General features: G+C 70.8%; 16 protein-coding genes. 6 read left to right on the top strand and 10 right to left on the bottom strand.

Annotated features, from left to right (window positions below; translation table 11 throughout):
- Positions 1 to 178 precede the first annotated feature (178 nt).
- A complete protein-coding gene (locus tag LC193_RS11120) occupies positions 179 to 1,171 on the top strand; it encodes a DUF2726 domain-containing protein (RefSeq protein WP_226073711.1) in 993 nt (330 codons plus the stop codon).
- A gap of 123 nt (positions 1,172 to 1,294) precedes the next feature.
- On the opposite strand, the gene LC193_RS11115 is transcribed toward LC193_RS11120, so the two are convergent.
- The 4 genes from LC193_RS11115 to LC193_RS11100 all read right to left on the bottom strand — a co-directional run bounded on the left by LC193_RS11115 (position 1,295) and on the right by LC193_RS11100 (position 6,342).
- On the bottom strand, positions 1,295 to 1,870 hold the full coding sequence (locus tag LC193_RS11115) for a DUF6262 family protein (RefSeq protein ID WP_226073709.1): 576 nt from the start codon (positions 1,868 to 1,870) through the stop codon (positions 1,295 to 1,297).
- Positions 1,867 to 4,389, bottom strand: coding sequence for a tyrosine-type recombinase/integrase (locus tag LC193_RS11110; RefSeq protein ID WP_226073707.1), 2,523 nt, complete (start codon positions 4,387 to 4,389; stop codon positions 1,867 to 1,869). Before LC193_RS11110 ends, LC193_RS11115 begins: the two co-directional genes overlap by 4 nt.
- Complete coding sequence (locus LC193_RS11105; RefSeq protein ID WP_226073705.1) at positions 4,386 to 5,567, bottom strand: tyrosine-type recombinase/integrase; 1,182 nt, start codon at positions 5,565 to 5,567, stop codon at positions 4,386 to 4,388. The genes LC193_RS11110 and LC193_RS11105 overlap by 4 nt, the downstream gene beginning before the upstream one ends.
- 61 nt (positions 5,568 to 5,628) lie before the next feature.
- The gene (locus tag LC193_RS11100) at positions 5,629 to 6,342 is read right to left on the bottom strand and encodes a hypothetical protein (RefSeq protein ID WP_226073702.1); all 714 of its coding nucleotides are present in this window, start codon (positions 6,340 to 6,342) and stop codon (positions 5,629 to 5,631) included.
- A gap of 564 nt (positions 6,343 to 6,906) precedes the next feature.
- On the opposite strand from LC193_RS11100, the gene LC193_RS11095 reads away from it, so the two are divergent.
- From LC193_RS11095 to LC193_RS11085, 3 genes are all read left to right on the top strand, one after another.
- On the top strand, positions 6,907 to 7,149 hold the full coding sequence (locus LC193_RS11095) for a hypothetical protein (RefSeq protein ID WP_226073700.1): 243 nt from the start codon (positions 6,907 to 6,909) through the stop codon (positions 7,147 to 7,149).
- A 39-nt stretch (positions 7,150 to 7,188) separates the two neighbouring features.
- Positions 7,189 to 7,662 carry a hypothetical protein gene (locus tag LC193_RS11090; protein WP_226073698.1) on the top strand — a complete coding sequence of 158 codons (474 nt, stop codon included), beginning with the start codon at positions 7,189 to 7,191 and terminating at the stop codon, positions 7,660 to 7,662.
- A 336-nt stretch (positions 7,663 to 7,998) separates the two neighbouring features.
- On the top strand, positions 7,999 to 8,859 hold the full coding sequence (locus tag LC193_RS11085; RefSeq protein ID WP_226073697.1) for a Bax inhibitor-1/YccA family protein: 861 nt from the start codon (positions 7,999 to 8,001) through the stop codon (positions 8,857 to 8,859).
- Positions 8,860 to 9,109: 250 nt separating this feature from the next.
- Here the strand turns inward: LC193_RS11085 and LC193_RS11080 are convergent, their stop codons facing one another.
- The 4 genes from LC193_RS11080 to LC193_RS11065 form a co-directional block, all read right to left on the bottom strand.
- Positions 9,110 to 9,442, bottom strand: coding sequence for a hypothetical protein (locus LC193_RS11080; RefSeq protein ID WP_226073696.1), 333 nt, complete (start codon positions 9,440 to 9,442; stop codon positions 9,110 to 9,112).
- Positions 9,439 to 10,332, bottom strand: a complete 894-nt coding sequence (locus tag LC193_RS11075) for a hypothetical protein (protein ID WP_226073695.1) — start codon at positions 10,330 to 10,332, stop codon at positions 9,439 to 9,441. The genes LC193_RS11080 and LC193_RS11075 overlap by 4 nt, the downstream gene beginning before the upstream one ends.
- 246 nt (positions 10,333 to 10,578) lie before the next feature.
- Complete coding sequence (locus tag LC193_RS11070; protein WP_226073694.1) at positions 10,579 to 11,799, bottom strand: acetyl-CoA C-acetyltransferase; 1,221 nt, start codon at positions 11,797 to 11,799, stop codon at positions 10,579 to 10,581.
- A 66-nt stretch (positions 11,800 to 11,865) separates the two neighbouring features.
- The gene (locus LC193_RS11065; RefSeq protein WP_226073693.1) at positions 11,866 to 12,927 is read right to left on the bottom strand and encodes an SGNH/GDSL hydrolase family protein; all 1,062 of its coding nucleotides are present in this window, start codon (positions 12,925 to 12,927) and stop codon (positions 11,866 to 11,868) included.
- 127 nt (positions 12,928 to 13,054) lie between these two features.
- On the opposite strand from LC193_RS11065, the gene LC193_RS11060 reads away from it, so the two are divergent.
- The gene (locus tag LC193_RS11060; protein ID WP_226073692.1) at positions 13,055 to 14,434 is read left to right on the top strand and encodes a cystathionine beta-synthase; all 1,380 of its coding nucleotides are present in this window, start codon (positions 13,055 to 13,057) and stop codon (positions 14,432 to 14,434) included.
- 439 nt (positions 14,435 to 14,873) lie between these two features.
- Here LC193_RS11060 and LC193_RS11055 read toward each other — a convergent pair whose 3' ends face one another.
- On the bottom strand, positions 14,874 to 15,242 hold the full coding sequence (locus LC193_RS11055) for a hypothetical protein (protein WP_404819391.1): 369 nt from the start codon (positions 15,240 to 15,242) through the stop codon (positions 14,874 to 14,876).
- 136 nt (positions 15,243 to 15,378) lie between these two features.
- Here LC193_RS11055 and LC193_RS11050 point away from each other — a divergent pair, with 136 nt between their 5' ends.
- Positions 15,379 to 16,269, top strand: a complete 891-nt coding sequence (locus LC193_RS11050; protein ID WP_226078555.1) for a MurR/RpiR family transcriptional regulator — start codon at positions 15,379 to 15,381, stop codon at positions 16,267 to 16,269.
- A gap of 69 nt (positions 16,270 to 16,338) precedes the next feature.
- Here the strand turns inward: LC193_RS11050 and LC193_RS11045 are convergent, their stop codons facing one another.
- Entirely contained in the window at positions 16,339 to 17,649 is a 1,311-nt protein-coding gene (locus tag LC193_RS11045; protein ID WP_226073689.1) for a type III PLP-dependent enzyme domain-containing protein, read from the bottom strand.
- Positions 17,650 to 17,703: the final 54 nt, after the last annotated feature.

Below are 17,703 nucleotides of genomic sequence, written 5' to 3'. Positions count from 1 at the left end.
GACTGGCACCCCGCATGGAGGCAGTCGCCGATCAAGGACCGATCAGTGAGTAGCCCTCGGGCGCGGCTGTCACTCACGGCGGGTCCTGAGCACCTGTGATGGAGGCAGGGGCCGCGGCGCACTCCCTGACTTGGGCGATTACGGCCGGGCGCGCTGTCTCCGCTGGTATAAGGGAAGGATGACTACTCGGGGTGGGATTCGGTCGATCACCGTTAACAGGTATGAGGATGCTGCGGATCAGATGCTCCAACGGACTGCGGCTGAGCACGGTGACCGCTTGATGCTCAAGGTTGGCTTGGCGGATGCTATCGACATTGACGGTATGGACGATCTGAGCGGACGGGCCAAATCGTACGCTCTACGTGCTCATCTGGACTTTCTCATGGTCGACACCGCCACGGGTTTGGGCCGCTTCGCTGTGGAGTTGGATGGCAGGCAGCATTGGAACGACCATAGGACTCGCGAACGGGACCGACTCAAGAATGATCTGTGCGCTCGCGCCGGTCTGCCGCTACTGCGAATCACCAGTAATTTTGCACGAAAGATCGGATGCTGGCCAGTGCTGACCTATCTGACAGATGCCTTCTATCTGTCGGAGTCCTTCCATGAGACTCAAGAGCGCGGGGATATCCCCTTCGATGAGTCGTTTGACATACAGAATTTCTTTGAGTTTGACGCCAGCGGAAGGGTGACGTTCCGCGCGACGGATCTCCGAGTCCGCCAGGCACTTCGAGAGCACTGCTATGCCGGTCGTCTTCCTGCCCCGTGCCCGGATCTCTTCTGCACCAAACTGGTGGACGAGGGAGCCGTCCAGGCCCACGCCTGGATGTCTGTCGCCCCCGACCGATATCTAATCAGCAAGGTGGAAGTCAGAGACTTTCAATTCCCCGGAATTGCTCCGTTCGAACTGCTTGAGCAGCTCGCAATGGGTGAAATTGGGGAATTGGTAGATCAGTGGTTCCGGGGAGAAGGCGTGGCCCAGAATGGCAGAGACCTTGGCAAGGCTGTGGGCGAAGTCCAGGAAGCGATCGATGCTGTCGGGAGAACGGAACGCATCGTCTATGGTCCGGCATTGAAAGCCGGTGATACCAGCGCGGTTCTTCGGTTCCCTTCCGGGAATCTTCATCTCCCCTACGGGGGCAATGTTAGTGCGGGAACATACGGAGATTAGCCACTCCTCCCTCCCTCTCGTTCGGAGTGCAAGTATTGCTTGGCCGCCCGCGAGCGCTTCAGGTAGCGGTGCTGGAAGAACAAGGTGGCCGGTCAGGCAAGATTGCGGACCGGCCACCTTCGTTCACTCGGTCCGGTATGTGTTTTCCGCGCGGATCATTCTGCGGAGGCTGGTGCGGGTGGCCCCGAGATCTTCCTCTGTCTCGGCGAGCTTTGCCTCAAGCTCAGCCTTTTCCCGTTCAAGGGCGTCCCGCTCAGCGATCAGCCGTTGGTTCTGCTGGGTCAGCTCGTTGATCCGGGCGATCAGGTCGCCAGCGGCCACTTGGTCGAGCTGCTGGCCGAGTTGACGTTGCAGGGCGCCTTTGAGCTTATCTCGCTCGGCCCGCAGCAACGCGATTTCCTGACGAGCCAGCTCCAAGTCGGTCTTCAGGCCGCTTGCGCTGACCGCAGTGCCAGCAAGGCGACCACGCTGAACTCGGGCGGCTTGCTTGTCTCTTGCCGTTTGGATGTGTTCGCGTACTCCATCGGCATAGACGAGCCAGTTCGACACTCCCGCGGTCTTCGCCACTGCCGCGAACGTCACCGGCTGGTCGCTGCTGACCATGGCATCGACGGTCTCGAGTACCTTGGCTCGCTTGCGGCGGCTGTCGCGCCGACGGGAGTCGACGAGGACTTCGGCGGGGGTGCGCTTGACGCTCATGCGCCGGGCTCCTGACGCTGGATGACGGTCAGTGGCAGCGTGGTGCGGCCGTTCGCGGCCCGAGTCTTGCGAAGAATCTTGCTCGCTTCCTCGATCTCGGCCCGCTCGGCGGGGTCCAGCTTGTCCATCTGTTCCTTCATCTGCTCGGCAACGTCCTTGAATGACGCCACCTGTTCGGCCATGTTGCGCACGACCCATTCCTCGGCGTCCATGGCTTCGGCGGTTTCCCGGTCGGCCTTCAGCGATCGGATGTGGTCCTCGATCGCGGGCAGGTAGGAGGGATCGGGACGGTAGAAGCCGCATCCGGCACACTGGAAGCGGATCGGGCAGGCATGTCCTCCCGCCTTGACGTTGCTAGGCTCGACGCAGCCTCCGAACGGGACCGCGACGGAACGTCGCTCGTAGGAGATGTTGGACGCCATTGGGGCCGGGAGTCCGGAGCGGTCGACGACGTGCAGTCGCATCGTCTTCACGGCCTGCCGCTTCCTCTTCAAGGACACCTTGTAGTAGCCCATGGTGGTCGAGGCGTCTCGGTGATCCATAAGCTCTTTGAGCACGTCAAGTTGAGTGCCCGCGTCCGCATGTCGCTGGGCGTATGAATGCCGGAAGGCATAGGGATAGATCAACGAGCGGTCGAATGGCAGCGGGGTGCCGTCCTTGTCTAGGACCTCCGAGTCCAGGTGCGGGATCGCGTCGGCCCACTGACGAATCACCCTGGAGATCGCCAGTGTGGGGATGTACCTATCGGCGCTTCGATCGGTCGGGGCAGGGAAGAGATAGCGGCCACCGTGCTCGCTCCGCGGCATCCGCCTGCGCACGTCGAGCCAGTCCTGGACGGTCTTCACGGTGCCGGAGTCGATCGGGAGCCGGCGTCGCAGGCGTTTACCTTTGTGGTTGTCCCAGATGAGGTTGTAGTCGCCGTCAATGTGCTCCAGGCAGTCCACCTTCAGCGATGCGATCTCGCGAGGGCGGCGGCCTGTGTCTCGCAGCAGCATGTAGATCGTGCGGAACAGCTTCCTGATGTCAGCGGGCTCCAGAGCACCGTAGGTTGCCCCATCTGCCAACTGATCGATGTGGGCGTCGAGTTGACGGATTACGGACTCGGGTATCGCCTTGCCGATGTCGTCCTCGTTCGGATCGTCCTCGACGATCCGGTGCGAACTGTGGCGGGAGAATCCGCCGGGAACGTCATCCATCAGTCCGGCCTGGCGGCCGAATTCGAGGACCTGCCAGAAGCCCGTCAGCAGGCCGCTGCGGTACTTACTGGTGTACTCGGTGCCGTCAGCCCTGTTCAGGGTGCTGAAGTAGTCGGCGATCGCGGTCATGTCGGCGAACTGCATGGCCGAGGCGTCCATGCCCTCGCCGGGGCGTACTGACAGTGCCCGCGAGGCGTGCGTGCAGGCGGTGAGCCGGACCGACAGCCGATGCGCGGTGGGACGGGTGCTGCGGGCCCACTCCATGGTCACCTCCCGGAGCCAGGGCTGCCGGATCTGGGTGAAATCGATGGTTCCTGAGCGTCGGCGTCCTCGCTTGGTGGCGGAGGCGATGCCCAGTGCTGCGACGTCCCAGACGGGACGCTGGGTGGGGTCGATGCCGTTGAACTCGTCGAAGGCGATGCGGAGGTAGCGCAGTGTCTGGCCGCAGAAGTGAATGCCGTTGGTCTGGCCCTCGATGGCCTGCATGACCTCCGCCTCGCTCGCGCCCAGGATCAGGCTCGGGAAGCTGGTCAGTCTCGTGGCGAGTGACCGGATGACCCGTGGTACGACTCTTCCGGCGATGGCGTCACGCCGTTGCAGGCCGAAGAGTATCTCCAGCCGCACCGCTGGGCTGAGCCCGGCCAGGGAGAACTGTGCTCCCGTCAGATACGGGACCGCGGTCACCGCCCAGGTCTCCGCCGGCACCGGTTCCGGGGACTGGGACATCGCCTTCTTCCACCGCTCGTAGTGGGTGCCGCAGAGGCCCGAACTCACGACACCGTCCAGCGGGCAGCCGCTGACGATGCAGGACGGTGCGGCGTCCAGGCCCGGCACCCTGGCGGCCCATTCGACGAGATTCTCGTCCGTGTCTGCCAAGGCATCGCGGCGGAATACCCGGTGCCAGCGGGCATGATGGGAGCGGCAGAGCCCTCGGCTGGCGGCCGAGCGGCGGCACCGGTTTGCGCTGATGCCGGCGATGCACTGGCTTGGCCGGGTATAGACAAGGTATCGCTGCGGGTCGCGGCTGTAGCTGGCGTCGAACTCCGCCTCGCTCATACCGCTGTCCTGCAGAGCCTCCTTGCAGAACTGGCACCTGCTGTGCGGGGACGGAAGCACCGTGAGACATGAGGGAGTGCAGCACTGATAGGCGGCGGTGTGCGGGTTGTCCAGGTCGCCGGTGAACAGCCAGGTCGTGCTGTCCCACTCGCCATCTCGCCAGGCCGGGTCGATCTTCCCGGCGAGGAAGATCCGCCACTGCTCGAGCCGGTCGTCGTCCGCAGGCCGTGAGGGGATGGGGGTAATGGACGCGAGGCTGCTGTTCACGCCTTCACCTCCTGGCGGCGCTTGGCCGCGAGACGGTCGACGGCGGCTCGCTTGTCGGCCTCAGTGGCGTGAACGTACGGATCCATGGAGGAGGGCGAGACATGACCGAGGAGGTTCTGCACGACATCGCGGGGGGTGTCGCTGCGGATCCATCGAGTCGCGGCAGTGTGCCGCAGCATGTGCGGGCGAGCCGCGAAACCCGCCTTGACCGCCAGGCGGTCGAACAGGTCCTTGGCGTTGGGGTAACTCATGGGCTTGCCGAGCGGGGCCCGGAAGAGGTTGACGAACACCATGTCGCAGTCGGCGGCCTCGGGTATATGCTCCCGCTCATAGGAGTACTCGGCGTAAAGCGACGCCAGGTTCTCATCCACGGGAATCCACCGCGGCATACGGGACTTGGCCAGGGCGCCGTTGGCATTCTGCCGACGCCGGACGTGAATATGTGGGCCGAGCACCTGGCAGCCCAGCGAGGCCGAGGTGGACAGCAGATGCATATCCTGCCGGTGCAGGCCCAGAGCCTCACCGATCCGGATTCCGGTAGCCCCCAGCAGACAGACGAGGAAGCGGTCGCGGGCCCGGGTCGTGACGTTGACCAGCTGCTCGAACTGCTCGTCGCTCAGCCATTCATAGCCCGGCACCGCGACGTTGAACTTGATGGTCTTCGCGTTGATGACGCGGTACTGGCCGTCCTCACCCGCGCTGTACCCCGGAGGCAAGAACGACAGGTACTTCTCCTCCGACAGCATCGCGGCCGTCTCCGGCCGAACCCACCCGTTCGGGACGCCGAACCGCAGGAACTCACCGACCGTGGTCAGGATCTGGTTCGCCGTCGTCCTCGAGCGATGACGCGGCTCCGTTCGCTTCTGGCGCCCCAGCGACGGCAGTGGCTCCTCCACCAGCCAGTGCAGGAAACGGGACAGCGCAGCGAAGCCCGGCGCGGCCCAGTCTAGGCCGTTGGCCGCACAGTACGTCAGGTACAGCGCGACCCGGCCCGCATACACGCGCTCCGTGTTGATCGAGCGGTCCCGTGACCGCAGCGACGCCAAATAGGCACTCGCCTCCGAGTGCAGCTCGTACTCGTCGGACGCGATGACCCAGCGGACGGAACCATCGGCAGAGACAGCCTTCTCGGCCTTGAAAGTACGCGCAGGAGCGTACGTAACAGACGTGCCAAACACCTAGCAGATACCTCTCAGGAACAGAGTCACAGGCACACGATTCTCATGTGCCTCAAGAGTCCTAAGAGCTATAGATAACGAGGCCGTGTTCACCGGCGTCGTAGGCTTTCCAGCCGCACAGGTAGGCCACTTCGGCGGCGCTGCCGAGCATCGCCGCGCGGTCCGCCTCGCGTGCGTAGCCGGCGCGGCAGAGACGGGCGACATCGCTGGTGAGGTACTGGACCACTGCGGCGCGGCCGTGCTGTCCGCCGTGCCGCTCGTCGATGCGGGTGTACATCTCGGTCATGTCCCGGACGGCCTCGATCTCCGCCCGCCCGGCGCGGTACGTGCTCGCCCGCTGCTGGTACTCGACGGCCTGCTCGGCGCCGAGCGGCAACGCGGCGGCTGCCACGCTGTAGGCGGCCCCGGTCAGTATTCCCCGGCGCTCGATGTCAGCCGCTCCGAGACGGCGCAGCATGGCAACGGGGTCAGATCCCAAGCGCAACCCCAGTTGTCCCGGGGGCTGTTGATCTGGGCCGTGCGCCAGGCCGAGATCGGCCGGGTCCACGTGCCGCCCGAGCGCCCTCGACAGGGCCTCGGCCACGTAGGAGGCGGTTCTGGGTGTCGGCGGTCTGCCTGCGACCCAGTGGGCGACGGCTGAACGGTTGGTCTTCAGGGCGTCGCCGGACTCGGCGGCGATCGCGCGTACCGCGCGGGCCAATGCGTCGTAACTCAGTTTGGATTCTGCGAGTGCTGTTCGAAGCGCCTCGTTGGGCGCACGCCTGTTCGTCACCATGTGTGCACGCTCCTGAGCAGGGCGTTGAACGGGTTGAACGGACTCGCCTTCGTCACGGCTGGTCATGCCCAGCTTACGCCCGGTTGCATCGGTGCCGTTCCGGTCAAGACGACGTACAGGAGACTGATGTGACGATCCATCGCCCAGGTTCACGGTCTGTGCCCTGGTGGGTGATCCCCGTGAACGCCACGTGCTTGACCGACGCGGCCGTGCCGCTCGATGTGTCGAAGCGTGCCCGGTGACCCCGGCCGGTCGTGCGCGGCATCGGCGTCGTCCGTGCCGCCTGGCCCGGGCCGTCGCGTGGCTCGGTGCGCGCGCCTGTGAGCCGCTGATCGCGGTCACCTGCGGTGTCCTCTTCTTTCTGCCTGTCGCCCACTTCGTTCTCGCCGCGTAGGAGCATGTGGTGTCCACATCCGGATGTCTTCACCGCGGTGAGCTGGTGTTGCGGCGGGACGGGAAGCACTGTCCGTCGTGCGGTGCCCTGATCTACCCGGCGGATGTCTGCATCGGCCTCCGGCCGCCCCCGCCCTCGCCCGCGCCCGTTTCGGGTGAGGAGGGCGGGCGGTGAGGGGGGTGGTCGTCGCCGTGGAGATCGACGCCCGCACGGTCGCCGTCGGGGACCAGGTCATGATCGGGGGACAGGGCTTCGTCGTGCGGGACCTGACCGCGTTGGGGGCGGGGCGCAAGCGGCTTGAGTTCGAGACGGGCGAGACGTTCGTCATGAACCGCGCGACGGTGCTGTGGGCCGCGCGCCGCCATGATCCCCGCATTTCCCGGGGGCGCCCGGGAGGGCCGTCGCGTAACTAAAATGCTCACTCTTCGCCGCTCGTCCATACCCCTGGAGCGATGATGCGTCCCGACAGGTTCCAGCAGTTCGCCATCGACGCCTACCGGGGCGCGGGGCTCCAGGCCGAGGCGTGGACCGAGGGCACCAAGCGCCCGTTCGGGGTCGTGGTGACGCTGCCCGGAGGCGCGCGGCTGTGGCACGCGATCACCGTGCAGTCCGCCGAGGGGGAGCGGTACGACCAGGACGAGCAGCCGGTCGAGAAGGAGGCTCCCGCGCCGGTGCCCGTTCCCGAGTTGGGCGCCGGGCGCGTGCGCCTGGGCGTGCTTGAGGAGTACCTGGCGGCGCTGTTGACCAACACCGGGTCGCCCGAGATCGCGAAGACGTGGCGCTACTCCGACCGGGAGCAGGCGGGCACGACGCCGGGGCTCGGCGTGGAGTTCTGGAGCGGGGCGCGGGCGTATGCCCCGTTCGTGCTCGCCGCCCGGGCCGGCGGGTCGCCCGGTGCCCCGTTCGACCTGCCCGCGGAGGTGTGACCCGGCGGTCGTTCCGCGCCGTCCTGGCCCCGGGTGGGCGGGGCGCGTGGGGGTGATCGTTCGAACGGGTCAGCGGCCTCCCGGGGGAGTGCGGCGGGGAGACGTGGGGAATGCGCGGAAGCGTGTCGGTGTTCGTCCTGGTGAGGGCCGCGGCGGCCGGAGGGGCGGGCTCGTTCACCGGCCGTGCGCGACGGCCCGTTGACAGCTCTATGAAAGAGGCCGATCGGGAACCGGCGCACCCCTTTCGCTCGTTTCTACGAGTGCACTACCGTGCGGTCTTTGCGAACGCATTACTCTGGTAGTCAAGGTCGTGCCGTGCGGCCATGGAGGAGTGAGATGAGGAGCAGCAACCCGGTCTTCACGCGTCGGGGGTTCACTCGGGACGGTGGCTACGCCGGCTTCAACGCCGCACCGCAGCCGCAGACCGGGAATCCGTACGCGGGGAGCCCGTCCAACCCCTACGCGCAGCCGGGGAACCCGTACGCGCAACCGCAGGCGGGTCCCCACGGCGGTGCTGTGCCGCCCGTCGCGCCCCCGCGCGCCGGTGTGATGACGATCGACAGTGTCGTCTCCCGCACCGCGATCACCCTGGGCACCGTCGTCGCCGCCGCCGCGGTGGCGTGGATCACGGACCTGCCGCTCGCCCTCGGTTTCGTGTTCGCGCTCGTCGCGCTCGGCCTGGGCCTGTGGCAGTCGTTCAAGCGTGAGGCGTCGCCCGCGCTGATCATGGGCTACGCGGTCGCCGAGGGTCTGTTCCTCGGCACCATCAGCAGCGCGATCAACGCGGTGGCCCCTGGCGCGGCGATGCAGGCCGTGATCGGCACGATGGCGGTGTTCGCCGGTGTGCTGTTCATGTACAAGCAGCGGATCATCCGGGTCAACGCCCGGTTCACCAAGTTCGTGCTGGCCGCCGCGGTGGGCTTCCTGCTGCTCTCGCTGGTCAACCTCGTGGTCGCCATGATCGGTGGCGGCAACGGTCTCGGCCTGCGTGACGGCGGCCTCGGCATCCTCTTCGGCATCGCCGGTGTCGTGCTCGGCGCCTGCTTCCTCGCCCTGGACTTCAAGATGGTCGAGGACGGCATCGCCTACGGCGCTCCCGAGAAGGAGTCCTGGCTGGCCGCCTTCGGGCTGACCCTCACCCTGGTGTGGATCTACCTGGAGTTCCTGCGGCTGGTCGCCATCCTTCAGGGCGATTGACGTCCTCCCGCCGCCCGGCCGTAGGGGCGCGGGCAGATGAGGACGAGGGGCCCCGGCGGAGCAACGCTCTCCGCCGGGGCCCCTCGCGTGTGCGCGGGGCACGGGAACGCCCTTGCGCCTCAGGGGGTCCGGCGCCGCGGGCGTTCCCGCGCCGGGCGCGCGCCCCGCGCGGTCCGGCGTGCGCCTCAGACGCGCGCGCCGGGGGCGGGCGTTCCCGTGCCGGGCGCCGTGGGCGGGGGGTGCCGGGGTGTCAGGTGAGGTCGGCGCGCAGCAGGTCGAGGGCGGCGGTCAGCTCCTCGCCGGCCGCCGCCGGGTCGGCGGTCGCGGTCTCGCGCAGCGCCTGCGCCAGGTCGTGCCCCGCGACGGCGACCTGGTCGCCCACCGAGTAGATCCCCGCGTCCGGCAGCTGTCTGACGGGCGCTCCCGGGCGTTCGAGGCGCTGGGCGCGTTCGGCCAGGGCTCTGGCCAGTTCGAGTCCCCGCGCTGCCGCGCCGCGCCGCAGGCGGCTCTCCGGCAGCGTGCGCAGCCGGTCCGCCGCCGCGTCGACGGCCGCGTCGAGCGCGGCGATGTCCGGCGCGGTCATTCGCCGCTCGAATGCGTGGTGGCGACGACGCGGTCGGCCAGCAGGTAGACGCTGTCCTGGCCGCAGGCGAACGTCAGCGCGTAGGCGCCCGAGACGCCTGAACCGCCCATGAGCACCGGCTGTTCGCCCGCCCGCACGGCCGTCGCGAGGCGTTCCGCGGCCTCCTGGTGGCTCGGCGACAGGCACAGGGTCGTGCCGTCGGCGAACAGGAAGAGGTCGAGCGTGCCGAGCGGCCCGTGGCGCACGTCCGCCAGCGGGGTGCGGGCCTCGGCCAGCCGCGAGAGCCGGTCCGCGGTGTGCCGGTGCTCCTCGCTCTGCGGCCGGCCGGGCGCGTCGCGGCCGGCCGGCTCGCCCGACAGCGTGAACCCGGGGTGGGAGGGGTGCCGGCGGCGGGCCGCGGCGAGTTCGGCCGCGTCGCCGTCCTCGGAGGAGTCGCGCGCCGGCTCCCCGCCGTCGCCCGGCTCGTCCCCGCCGCAGCGCGGCGCGGCCGGGGTGCCGTCGCGGCCCGTGGCCGGGAAGCCCGAGTCGCTGAGCAGGTAGCGTTCGAGGAGCGCGTCGAGCAGCTCCTCGTCGGCGTCCGCCACCTCGTAGCCGAGGCCGCGGCCGGCGAGCAGCGCGCCGGGGCCCTCGCCCTCGCGGGCCTCCTGTTCGGCCCAGTAGGCGCGCGCCTCGGCCAGCTCGCGCTCCCGTTCCTCCTCAAGCGCCTCCGCGACCGCGCCGCGGATCTCCTCCCGCGGGACGGGCCTGGCGGCCGGCACCGTGCGTCCGGCCAGCTCGCCGCGCAGCGTCGCCAGCTCGGCACGCAGCCGGCGAACGGTGTGCAGGGCCAGCGCACCCAGGACGACGGCGGTGCCTGCGGCCACCAGCAGAATGACGGATATGGCGCTCACGGACTCGCTCCCAGTGTCTTGGTCCCTGACTTCTTATCTCAGGTTTCCTGGGCGCGGCCACGGCGTGCAGTGCACAACGTCACGAGCCGGGCAGGTCTTTGGTCGGCAGCGCGCCATCCGCAGGTCTCTGACCTGCGACTTCGCGGGCGTTGCCGGGATGGATCACATCCCGGGCCCGCTTCGGTCTCGCCCGGATATACCGGGTGAGCTGGGTCACTTCCGGCCCGTGTGCCTCACGTACCACGCTCAGGACAGTCGTTCGATCACCATGGCCATGCCCTGCCCGCCGCCGACACACATCGTTTCGAGGCCGATCTGCTTGTCGTGCCGTTGCAGGGAGTTGATCAGCGTAGTCGCGATCCGGGCCCCCGTCATGCCGAACGGGTGACCGACGGCGATGGCGCCCCCGTTGACGTTGAGGCGGTCGAGGTCGAGGCCCAGGTCCTGGTAGGAGGGGATCACCTGGGCGGCGAACGCCTCGTTGATCTCGGCGAGATCGATGTCGCCGATCGTCATCCCGGCCCGGTCGAGCGCCTGCCGCGTCGCCGCCACGGGCCCGTACCCCATGATCTCGGGGGAGAGCGCCGAGACGCCCGTGGACACGATCCTGGCCAACGGCGTGATCCCGAGGGCGCGCGCCCGGGTGTCGGACATCACGACGAGCGCCGCGGCGCCGTCGTTGAGCGGGCAGCAGTTGCCCGCGGTGACCCGCCCGTCGGGGCGGAAGACGGGCTTCAGCGCGCTCACCGCCTCAAGCGTGACGCCGGGGCGCGGCCCGTCGTCCGCCGTCACCACCGTGCCGTCCGGCGCGGTGACGGGAGTGATCTCGCGCTGCCAGAAGCCGTCGGCGATGGCCTGCTCCGCGAGGTTCTGGGAGCGCACGGCGAACGCGTCCATGTCCGCGCGGGTCACGTCCATGGCCTGGGCCAGGTTCTCCGCGGTCTGGCCCATGGCGATGTAGACGTCCGGGAGTTCGCCGTCCTCGCGCGGGTCGTGCCACGTGGGCGCGCCGCCGGTGGCGCGCGCCTCGGTGCGCGCCTGGGCGGACGCGAACCGCGGGTTCTGGGTGCCGGGTATGCCGTCGGACGAGCCGCGCTCGCGCCGGGAGACCATCTCGACGCCGGCCGAGACGAACGCGTCGCCCTCGCCCGCCTTGATCGCGTGGAACGCCATCCGCGTGGTCTGGAGCGAGGAGGCGCAGTACCGGGTGACGGTGGCGCCCGGCAGCCGGTCGAGCCCGAGCTGCACGGCGACCACGCGGGCCAGGTTGTGCCCCTGCTCGCCGCCTGGCATGCCGCAGCCGAGCAGCAGGTCGTCCAGCTCCTCCGGGTCGAGCTCAGGAACGCGGTCGAGCGCGGCCCGGACGATGGTCGCGGTCAGGTCGTCGGGGCGGAAGTCCTTCAGCGAGCCCTTGCGCGCCCGGCCGATGGGGGAGCGGGCGGCGGAGACGATCACTGCTTCTGGCACGGAGGACCTCCCGGCGGCGGTGCGCGGCATCCGCGCGGTGGGTCCGCGCGGCACTGACCTTCGAAGTTACCCGCAAGTAGGGGAGGTGTCACGTGCCGGCTCCTGCGGGGGCGCGTCCTCGGCCGCGGGCAGGGGGCGCCTGCGCCGGCGGTGCAGCATCGCGCCCAGCGCTCGCCGCCCCGCGCCGGCGTCCGGGGTCGGGCTGTCCGCCGCGCTCACTTCCGTGCCTCCCTCCGTGACCGCGCGCGCCGCAGCGTCCGCGACGGGCAGCAGCCGTTCGCGGCGGGCGGCCTCGTCCCGTTCCTCGGCGGGCCAGGCGCCCACCGCGGCGCAGAGCGTGGGCAGGATCGCCATCGCCGCCGTCTGGTAGCCCTCGGCCGAGGGGTGGTAGCGGTCGGGGCCGAACAGCTCGCGCGGGTTCGCCGCGAACTCCGGCCCCAGCAGCGCCCCCAGCGACACCGTCCGCCCGCCCAGCTCGACCACCGCGATGGTCTGCGCGGCGGCGAGCTGGCGGCACAGCCGCCTGGCGACCCACCGCAGCGGCTGCCCCACCGGCTCGACCGAGCCGAGGTCGGGGCAGGTGCCGACGACCACCTGGCAGCCCGCCGTGCGCAACCGCGCGACCGCCTCGGCCAGGTGCTTCACCGAACGGGCCGGCGGCACGTGGCCGGTGATGTCGTTCGCCCCGATCATGATCACGCTCACGTCAGGCACCGGCGCCCGGCCCGGCTCGGTCAGCAGCAGCGACACCTGCCGTTCCAGATCCGCGGAAACGGCCCCCGGCAGGGCGACGCTGTGCAGCTCGACCGGGCGTTCCGACACCGCGGCGAGGCCCGAGGCCAGCAGCGCGCCCGGCGTCTGGCCCGCGCGCCGCACACCGAGGCCGGCGGCCGTGGAGTCCCCCAGCATCGCCAGCCGCCACGGCGGTCCCGCGCAGGCCGCGAACGCAGTGCCGTACACGCCGTCCGTGAGCGGCGGCTCCCCGGCGGCTGCCCGGCCGACGCGACGGCGGGCGTACCGCATCTCGGTGAAGATCAGCCCGGCCGCCGCGCCGCCGAGCACGCTGATCCCGCCGCCCCCGTAGGCCGCGGCGGTCGCGATCCTCCGTGCCACCCTCGCCCTCGACATGACCCGCTCCCCGCCTCCCGTGGTCCCGCGCCTCCACTTGTGTGGTGCCCAGCACGGGAGGTCCCGCAACGCAATAGGGTGCTGTCCGGCAGGCGGACGAACCCGCCCCTGATATGCGGAGACCCAGGTGCAGTTTCACGAGTCGATGATCGATCTTGTCGGCAACACCCCTCTGGTCCGGCTGACCAGTGTGACCGAGGGCATCGAGGCCACCGTGCTCGCCAAGGTTGAGTACTTCAACCCCGGCGGCTCGGTGAAGGACCGGATCGCGCTGCGGATGATCGAGGCCGCCGAACGGTCGGGCGAACTCCGGCCCGGCGGCGTGATCGTCGAGCCGACCTCGGGCAACACCGGCGTCGGTCTGGCGATCGTCGCCCAGCGCAAGGGATACCGGTGCATCTTCGTGTGCCCGGACAAGGTGTCCCTCGACAAGATCAACGTCCTGCGGGCGTACGGCGCCGAGGTCGTCGTGTGCCCCACCGCCGTCGACCCCCAGCACCCCGACTCGTACTACAACGTGTCCGACCGGCTGGTCCGCGAGACGCCGGGAGCCTGGAAGCCCGACCAGTACAGCAACCCCAACAACCCGCTCTCGCACTACGAGACGACCGGGCCCGAGCTGTGGAAGCAGACCGAGGGCCGCATCACGCACTTCGTGGCGGGCGTGGGCACCGGCGGCACCATCAGCGGCACGGGCCGCTACCTCAAGGAGGTCAGCGGCGGCCGGGTGCGCGTCGTCGGCGCCGACCCCGAGGGCTCGGTGTACTCGGGCGGCTCGGGGCGCCCCTACCTGGTCGAGGGGGTCGGCGAGGACTTCTGGCCCACGGCCTACGACCCCGAGGTGGCGGACGAGATCGTCGCCGTCTCCGACCGCGACTCGTTCCGGATGACGCGGCGGCTGGCCCGCGAGGAAGGGCTGCTCGTCGGCGGCTCGTGCGGCATGGCCGTCGTGGGCGCCCTGGAGGTGGCCAGGCGGCTCGGCCCCGACGACGTGGTGGTGGTGCTGCTCCCGGACGGGGGGCGCGGCTACCTCAGCAAGATCTTCAACGACGAGTGGATGGCCGACTACGGCTTCCTTGAGGACGGCGGCCCGCAGACCCGGGTCGGCGACGTCCTGCGGCGCAAGGACGGCGGGCTGCCGTCCCTGGTGCACATGCACCCGGACGAGACGGTGGGGCAGGCCATCGAGGTGCTGCGCGAGTACGGCGTCTCGCAGATGCCCGTGGTCAAGCCGGGCGCCGGGCACCCGGACGTGATGGCCGCGGAGATCGTCGGCTCCGTCGTCGAACGAGAGCTGCTCGACGCGCTGTTCACGCAGCGGGCCGCGCTCGACGACCCGCTGGAACGCCACCTGTGCGCGCCGCTGCCGCACGTCGGCTCGGGCGAGCCGGTGGCCGACCTGATGGCGGTCCTCCAGGAGGCCGACGCGGCGGTCGTGCTCGTGGACGGCAAGCCGACGGGTGTGGTGAGCCGGCAGGACCTGCTGTCGTTCCTCGCCTCGGAGTAGGCCGGCCGGCGCCCTCGGGGGCGCGTGCTCTCAAGGCGCGCCCCCGGCGGTGGGGCCGGTGTGAACGGGCGGGACCGGTGTGAACGGGTGAGGCCGCTGCGGCGGGCCGGGCGAACGGGGCCGGGGCGCCGGGTCGGACGCAGGTCGGGCAAGCGATCCCGAAGTGTCACGGCTGGGCAACGCGTCGTTAACACCGGCCGTGCAGAGTACAGATGTCGGCACCAAGGACCTCCGGAGCGGCTCCCGGACCTCCCTGGTCGCCCGGACACGAGGCCCCGACCCGGCCCGTGTCCCCGCGGGGACCGCCGTCGTCCCGCCCCTGGTGACTTCACCGGGGTGCGGCGGTCCCCGCCAGTATCCTTCCGGCCCCGGCGGCCGGCCCGCGTTCCCCGGCCGGGCCGCCGCGGCGGCCCGGCCGCGGCGCGGCCCCCGCGGCCGTTCAGTCCCAGTCGTCGGCGTCCCGGCCCTGACGCAGCAGGCCGCGCGCGGCGTAGCAGGCGTTGACCCCGACGATGCCTCCCCAGCACACCAGCAGTCCGGCCAGGCCCGTCTGCACCGCGGCGATGGCCGACAGCGGGATCGCCAGCACCAGCGAGAGCGCCGCGAGACCGAAGGCCGGCCCCGGGCTGCGGCTGTCGTCCGTCCCCTGCGTCGGCCGCCCGCCGCGCGCGATGACCATCTGCTGCTCGGCGAGCTGCCGCCGCACCCGCTTCTCCACGGTGGTGTCGATGCGTTCCTCGACCTTCTCCAGGAACGACTCGACCAGCTCGGACTCGTAGGCCTCACCGAGCTCTTTGCGTGTCTGCACGACGGCGTCGAGATCCCTCCGGAGGCCGGAGTCACGATTCAGCTCGGATTCACGACCACTCATCATGGACGCAACGGTAGGCGCTGCCGGGCGCGGGCGGCACTGGGGGTAGCCCCCCATTTCGCTGCATAGGATGATGCGGATGAGTGAGGCGAGCGCCCGGCTGGCCCGGCTTTTCGAGGGCCACCGGCTGACCCCGACGCAGCGCCGCATCGCGCAGTGCCTGCTCCGCAGGCCGCGGGAGGCGCCGTTCCTGTCCAGCGTGGAGCTGGCCGGGCTCGCGGGGGTGAGCCAGCCGTCGGTGACCCGCTTCGCCGTGGCCCTGGGGTTCGACGGGTACCCGGCGCTGCGCAGGCGGCTGCGGGAGTGCGTGGGCGAGGACCGGGACGAGCGCGGCGACCGGGAGGACGCCCCGGGCGGCGACCGGGCGGCCGGGGGCGGCGGTGCCCCGCGGGCGAACGCCTACCAGCGCGCCGTCCTGGCCGAGATCGACCACCTGCGGCAGCTGGCCGCGGCCCTGGCGGACCCGGCAGGCGTCGAGGCGGCGGGCCGGCTGCTCGCCGCGTCCCGGCCGCTTCCCGTGCTCGGCCTGCGGGCCGCGGCGGGCGAGGCGCACGGCTTCGCCTACTTCGCCGCCAAGGTGCACCCGGACGTGCGGCTGCTCGACGAGGGCGGCTCCGCGCTCGCCGACCGCATCGAGGCCGCGGCGGACGCGGGCGCGAGCGCGCTGCTGTGCTTCGCGCTGCCCCGCCACCCGCGCGAGGTCGCGGACGCCCTGGCCGTGGCCAGGGCGGCGGGGCTGCGCGCGGTCGTGATCGCGGACAGCGCCCTCGCGCCGGTCGCGGCGCCGGGGGACCTGCTGCTCGCGGCCGGGGTGGGCACCGGCCTGTCGTTCGACACCGCGAGCGCGCCCGCCCTGCTGGCGCGGGCGGTGCTCGAAGCCATGCTCGACGCGCTGCCGGACGCGCAGGCGAGGCTGGAGCGGTTCGACGCCCGCGCGGCCGACCGCGGCATCTTCCTGAATTGAGGGTTTCCCGCCCGGTGCCGGCCCGTTCCCCTGCCGCTGCCCGCGGGGGAACGGGCCGTGCCGCGGCCGTCAGCAGTCGCCGCCGTACTCCGCGACCAGTTCGGCCATCGTCTGCGGGCGGCGCAGGGTGGTGAGCACCGCGGGCCCGTCGCCGTCGGCCGAGTAGCCGTAGACGCCGGGGCGCGGCAGCGCGTTGTAGCCGAACGCGTTGGAGAAGTAGTAGGCGCCCGTGTCGAGCAGCGCCACCAGGTCGCCCGGCTCCAGCTCGGGCAGCGGCCGGTCGCGGGCCACCAGGTCACCGGCGAAGCAGCACGGCCCCGCCACGTCCTGCCGCACCGGCGGGCCGTCGGTCTTGGGGCTGCCGTCGGCGCGGTAGGCGGCGACGCGCAGCGGCCACGACTCGGGAACGAACACGGTGCGCACCGCGACCTGCGCCCCCGCGTGCGTCACGGCGATGGGCCGGCCGCCGGCGGACTTCGTGTACTCGACGCGGGCCAGGATGAAGCCCGACTTGGCGAGCAGGGCCCGGCCGAACTCGGTGACAAGACCGTAGCGGCCGTCGAACAGGCCGGGCACGGTGCGCCGCAGCAGGCGCGCGTAGTCGCGGAACGACGGTGTGTGCTCGTCGGAGGCGAAGTTCACCGGCAGGCCGCCGCCGATGTCGAGGGTGTCGACCTGGCGCCTGCCGGCCGCCGCGTTGATCTCCTCGGCCAGCTCCCAGGTGGCCAGGACGCCGGCGGCCATCCGCTCCAGCGGCATGCCCTGCGAACCCACGTGGCAGTGCAGCCGCGTCAGCCAGGGGCGGTCGGCGAACGCGCGGAGCACCCACGCGCGGGCGCCGGGATCGCCCAGCGCGACGCCGAACTTCGAGGTGGCGGTGGCCGTACTCATCGCGTCGATGGCGCCGCCGCCGACCTGCGGGTTGACGCGCACGCCGACCGGCCCGGCCGGTGGCCGGCCGGCCGTGAGCGCGTCGAGGCGGGCCAGCTCCTGCGGGTTGTCCACGTTCAGCGCGATGCCGAGGGCGAGTGCCTCGGCCAGTTCCGTCGGCGTCTTGGCGGGGGAGTCGAGGACGATGCGGTCGGGGGCGAGCCCGGCGGCGCGGGCCAGGGCCAGCTCGCCCGGGCTCGCGACCTCGCAGCCGATGCCGAAGCCGTCGAGCAGCCGCAGCACGGGGACGAGCGAGCCGGCCTTGACGGCGAACGTGTGCAGCACCGGCTGCTCCGGCGCGGTCACCTCGTCGAAGGCCGCGCGGAGTTCGGCCGCGGCGTCGCGGACGCCCTGGAGGTCGAGCAGGGCGGCGAGCGGTTCGTGGTCGGTCAGCGGATGCCGGGCGAGCAGCGCGCGCACGGCCCGGTCGCGTCGGGTGGGCGAAACCATGCCCCAAGCCAAACACGCGCGGCGCCCGGGCGGCCACGGTGCTGTTGACTGAAA

Origin of the sequence: Streptomyces marincola, from assembly GCF_020410765.1 — a bacterium.
GTDB classification, from domain to species: Bacteria; Actinomycetota; Actinomycetes; order Streptomycetales; family Streptomycetaceae; genus Streptomyces; species Streptomyces marincola.
This window is presented reverse-complemented; position numbering and strand designations above follow the sequence as displayed.

Excerpts from the sequence above, each read along its gene's own strand:
- LC193_RS11120 (WP_226073711.1), top strand. The coding sequence starts at position 179 with ATGACTACTCGGGGTGGGATTCGGTCGATCACCGTTAACAGGTATGAG.
- LC193_RS11115 (WP_226073709.1), bottom strand. The coding sequence starts at position 1,870 with ATGAGCGTCAAGCGCACCCCCGCCGAAGTCCTCGTCGACTCCCGTCGG.
- LC193_RS11100 (WP_226073702.1), bottom strand. The coding sequence starts at position 6,342 with ATGGTGACGAACAGGCGTGCGCCCAACGAGGCGCTTCGAACAGCACTC.
- LC193_RS11090 (WP_226073698.1), top strand. The coding sequence starts at position 7,189 with ATGATGCGTCCCGACAGGTTCCAGCAGTTCGCCATCGACGCCTACCGG.
- LC193_RS11085 (WP_226073697.1), top strand. The coding sequence starts at position 7,999 with ATGAGGAGCAGCAACCCGGTCTTCACGCGTCGGGGGTTCACTCGGGAC.
- LC193_RS11080 (WP_226073696.1), bottom strand. The coding sequence starts at position 9,442 with ATGACCGCGCCGGACATCGCCGCGCTCGACGCGGCCGTCGACGCGGCG.
- LC193_RS11065 (WP_226073693.1), bottom strand. The coding sequence starts at position 12,927 with ATGTCGAGGGCGAGGGTGGCACGGAGGATCGCGACCGCCGCGGCCTAC.
- LC193_RS11050 (WP_226078555.1), top strand. The coding sequence starts at position 15,379 with ATGCGGATGAGTGAGGCGAGCGCCCGGCTGGCCCGGCTTTTCGAGGGC.
- LC193_RS11045 (WP_226073689.1), bottom strand. The coding sequence starts at position 17,649 with ATGGTTTCGCCCACCCGACGCGACCGGGCCGTGCGCGCGCTGCTCGCC.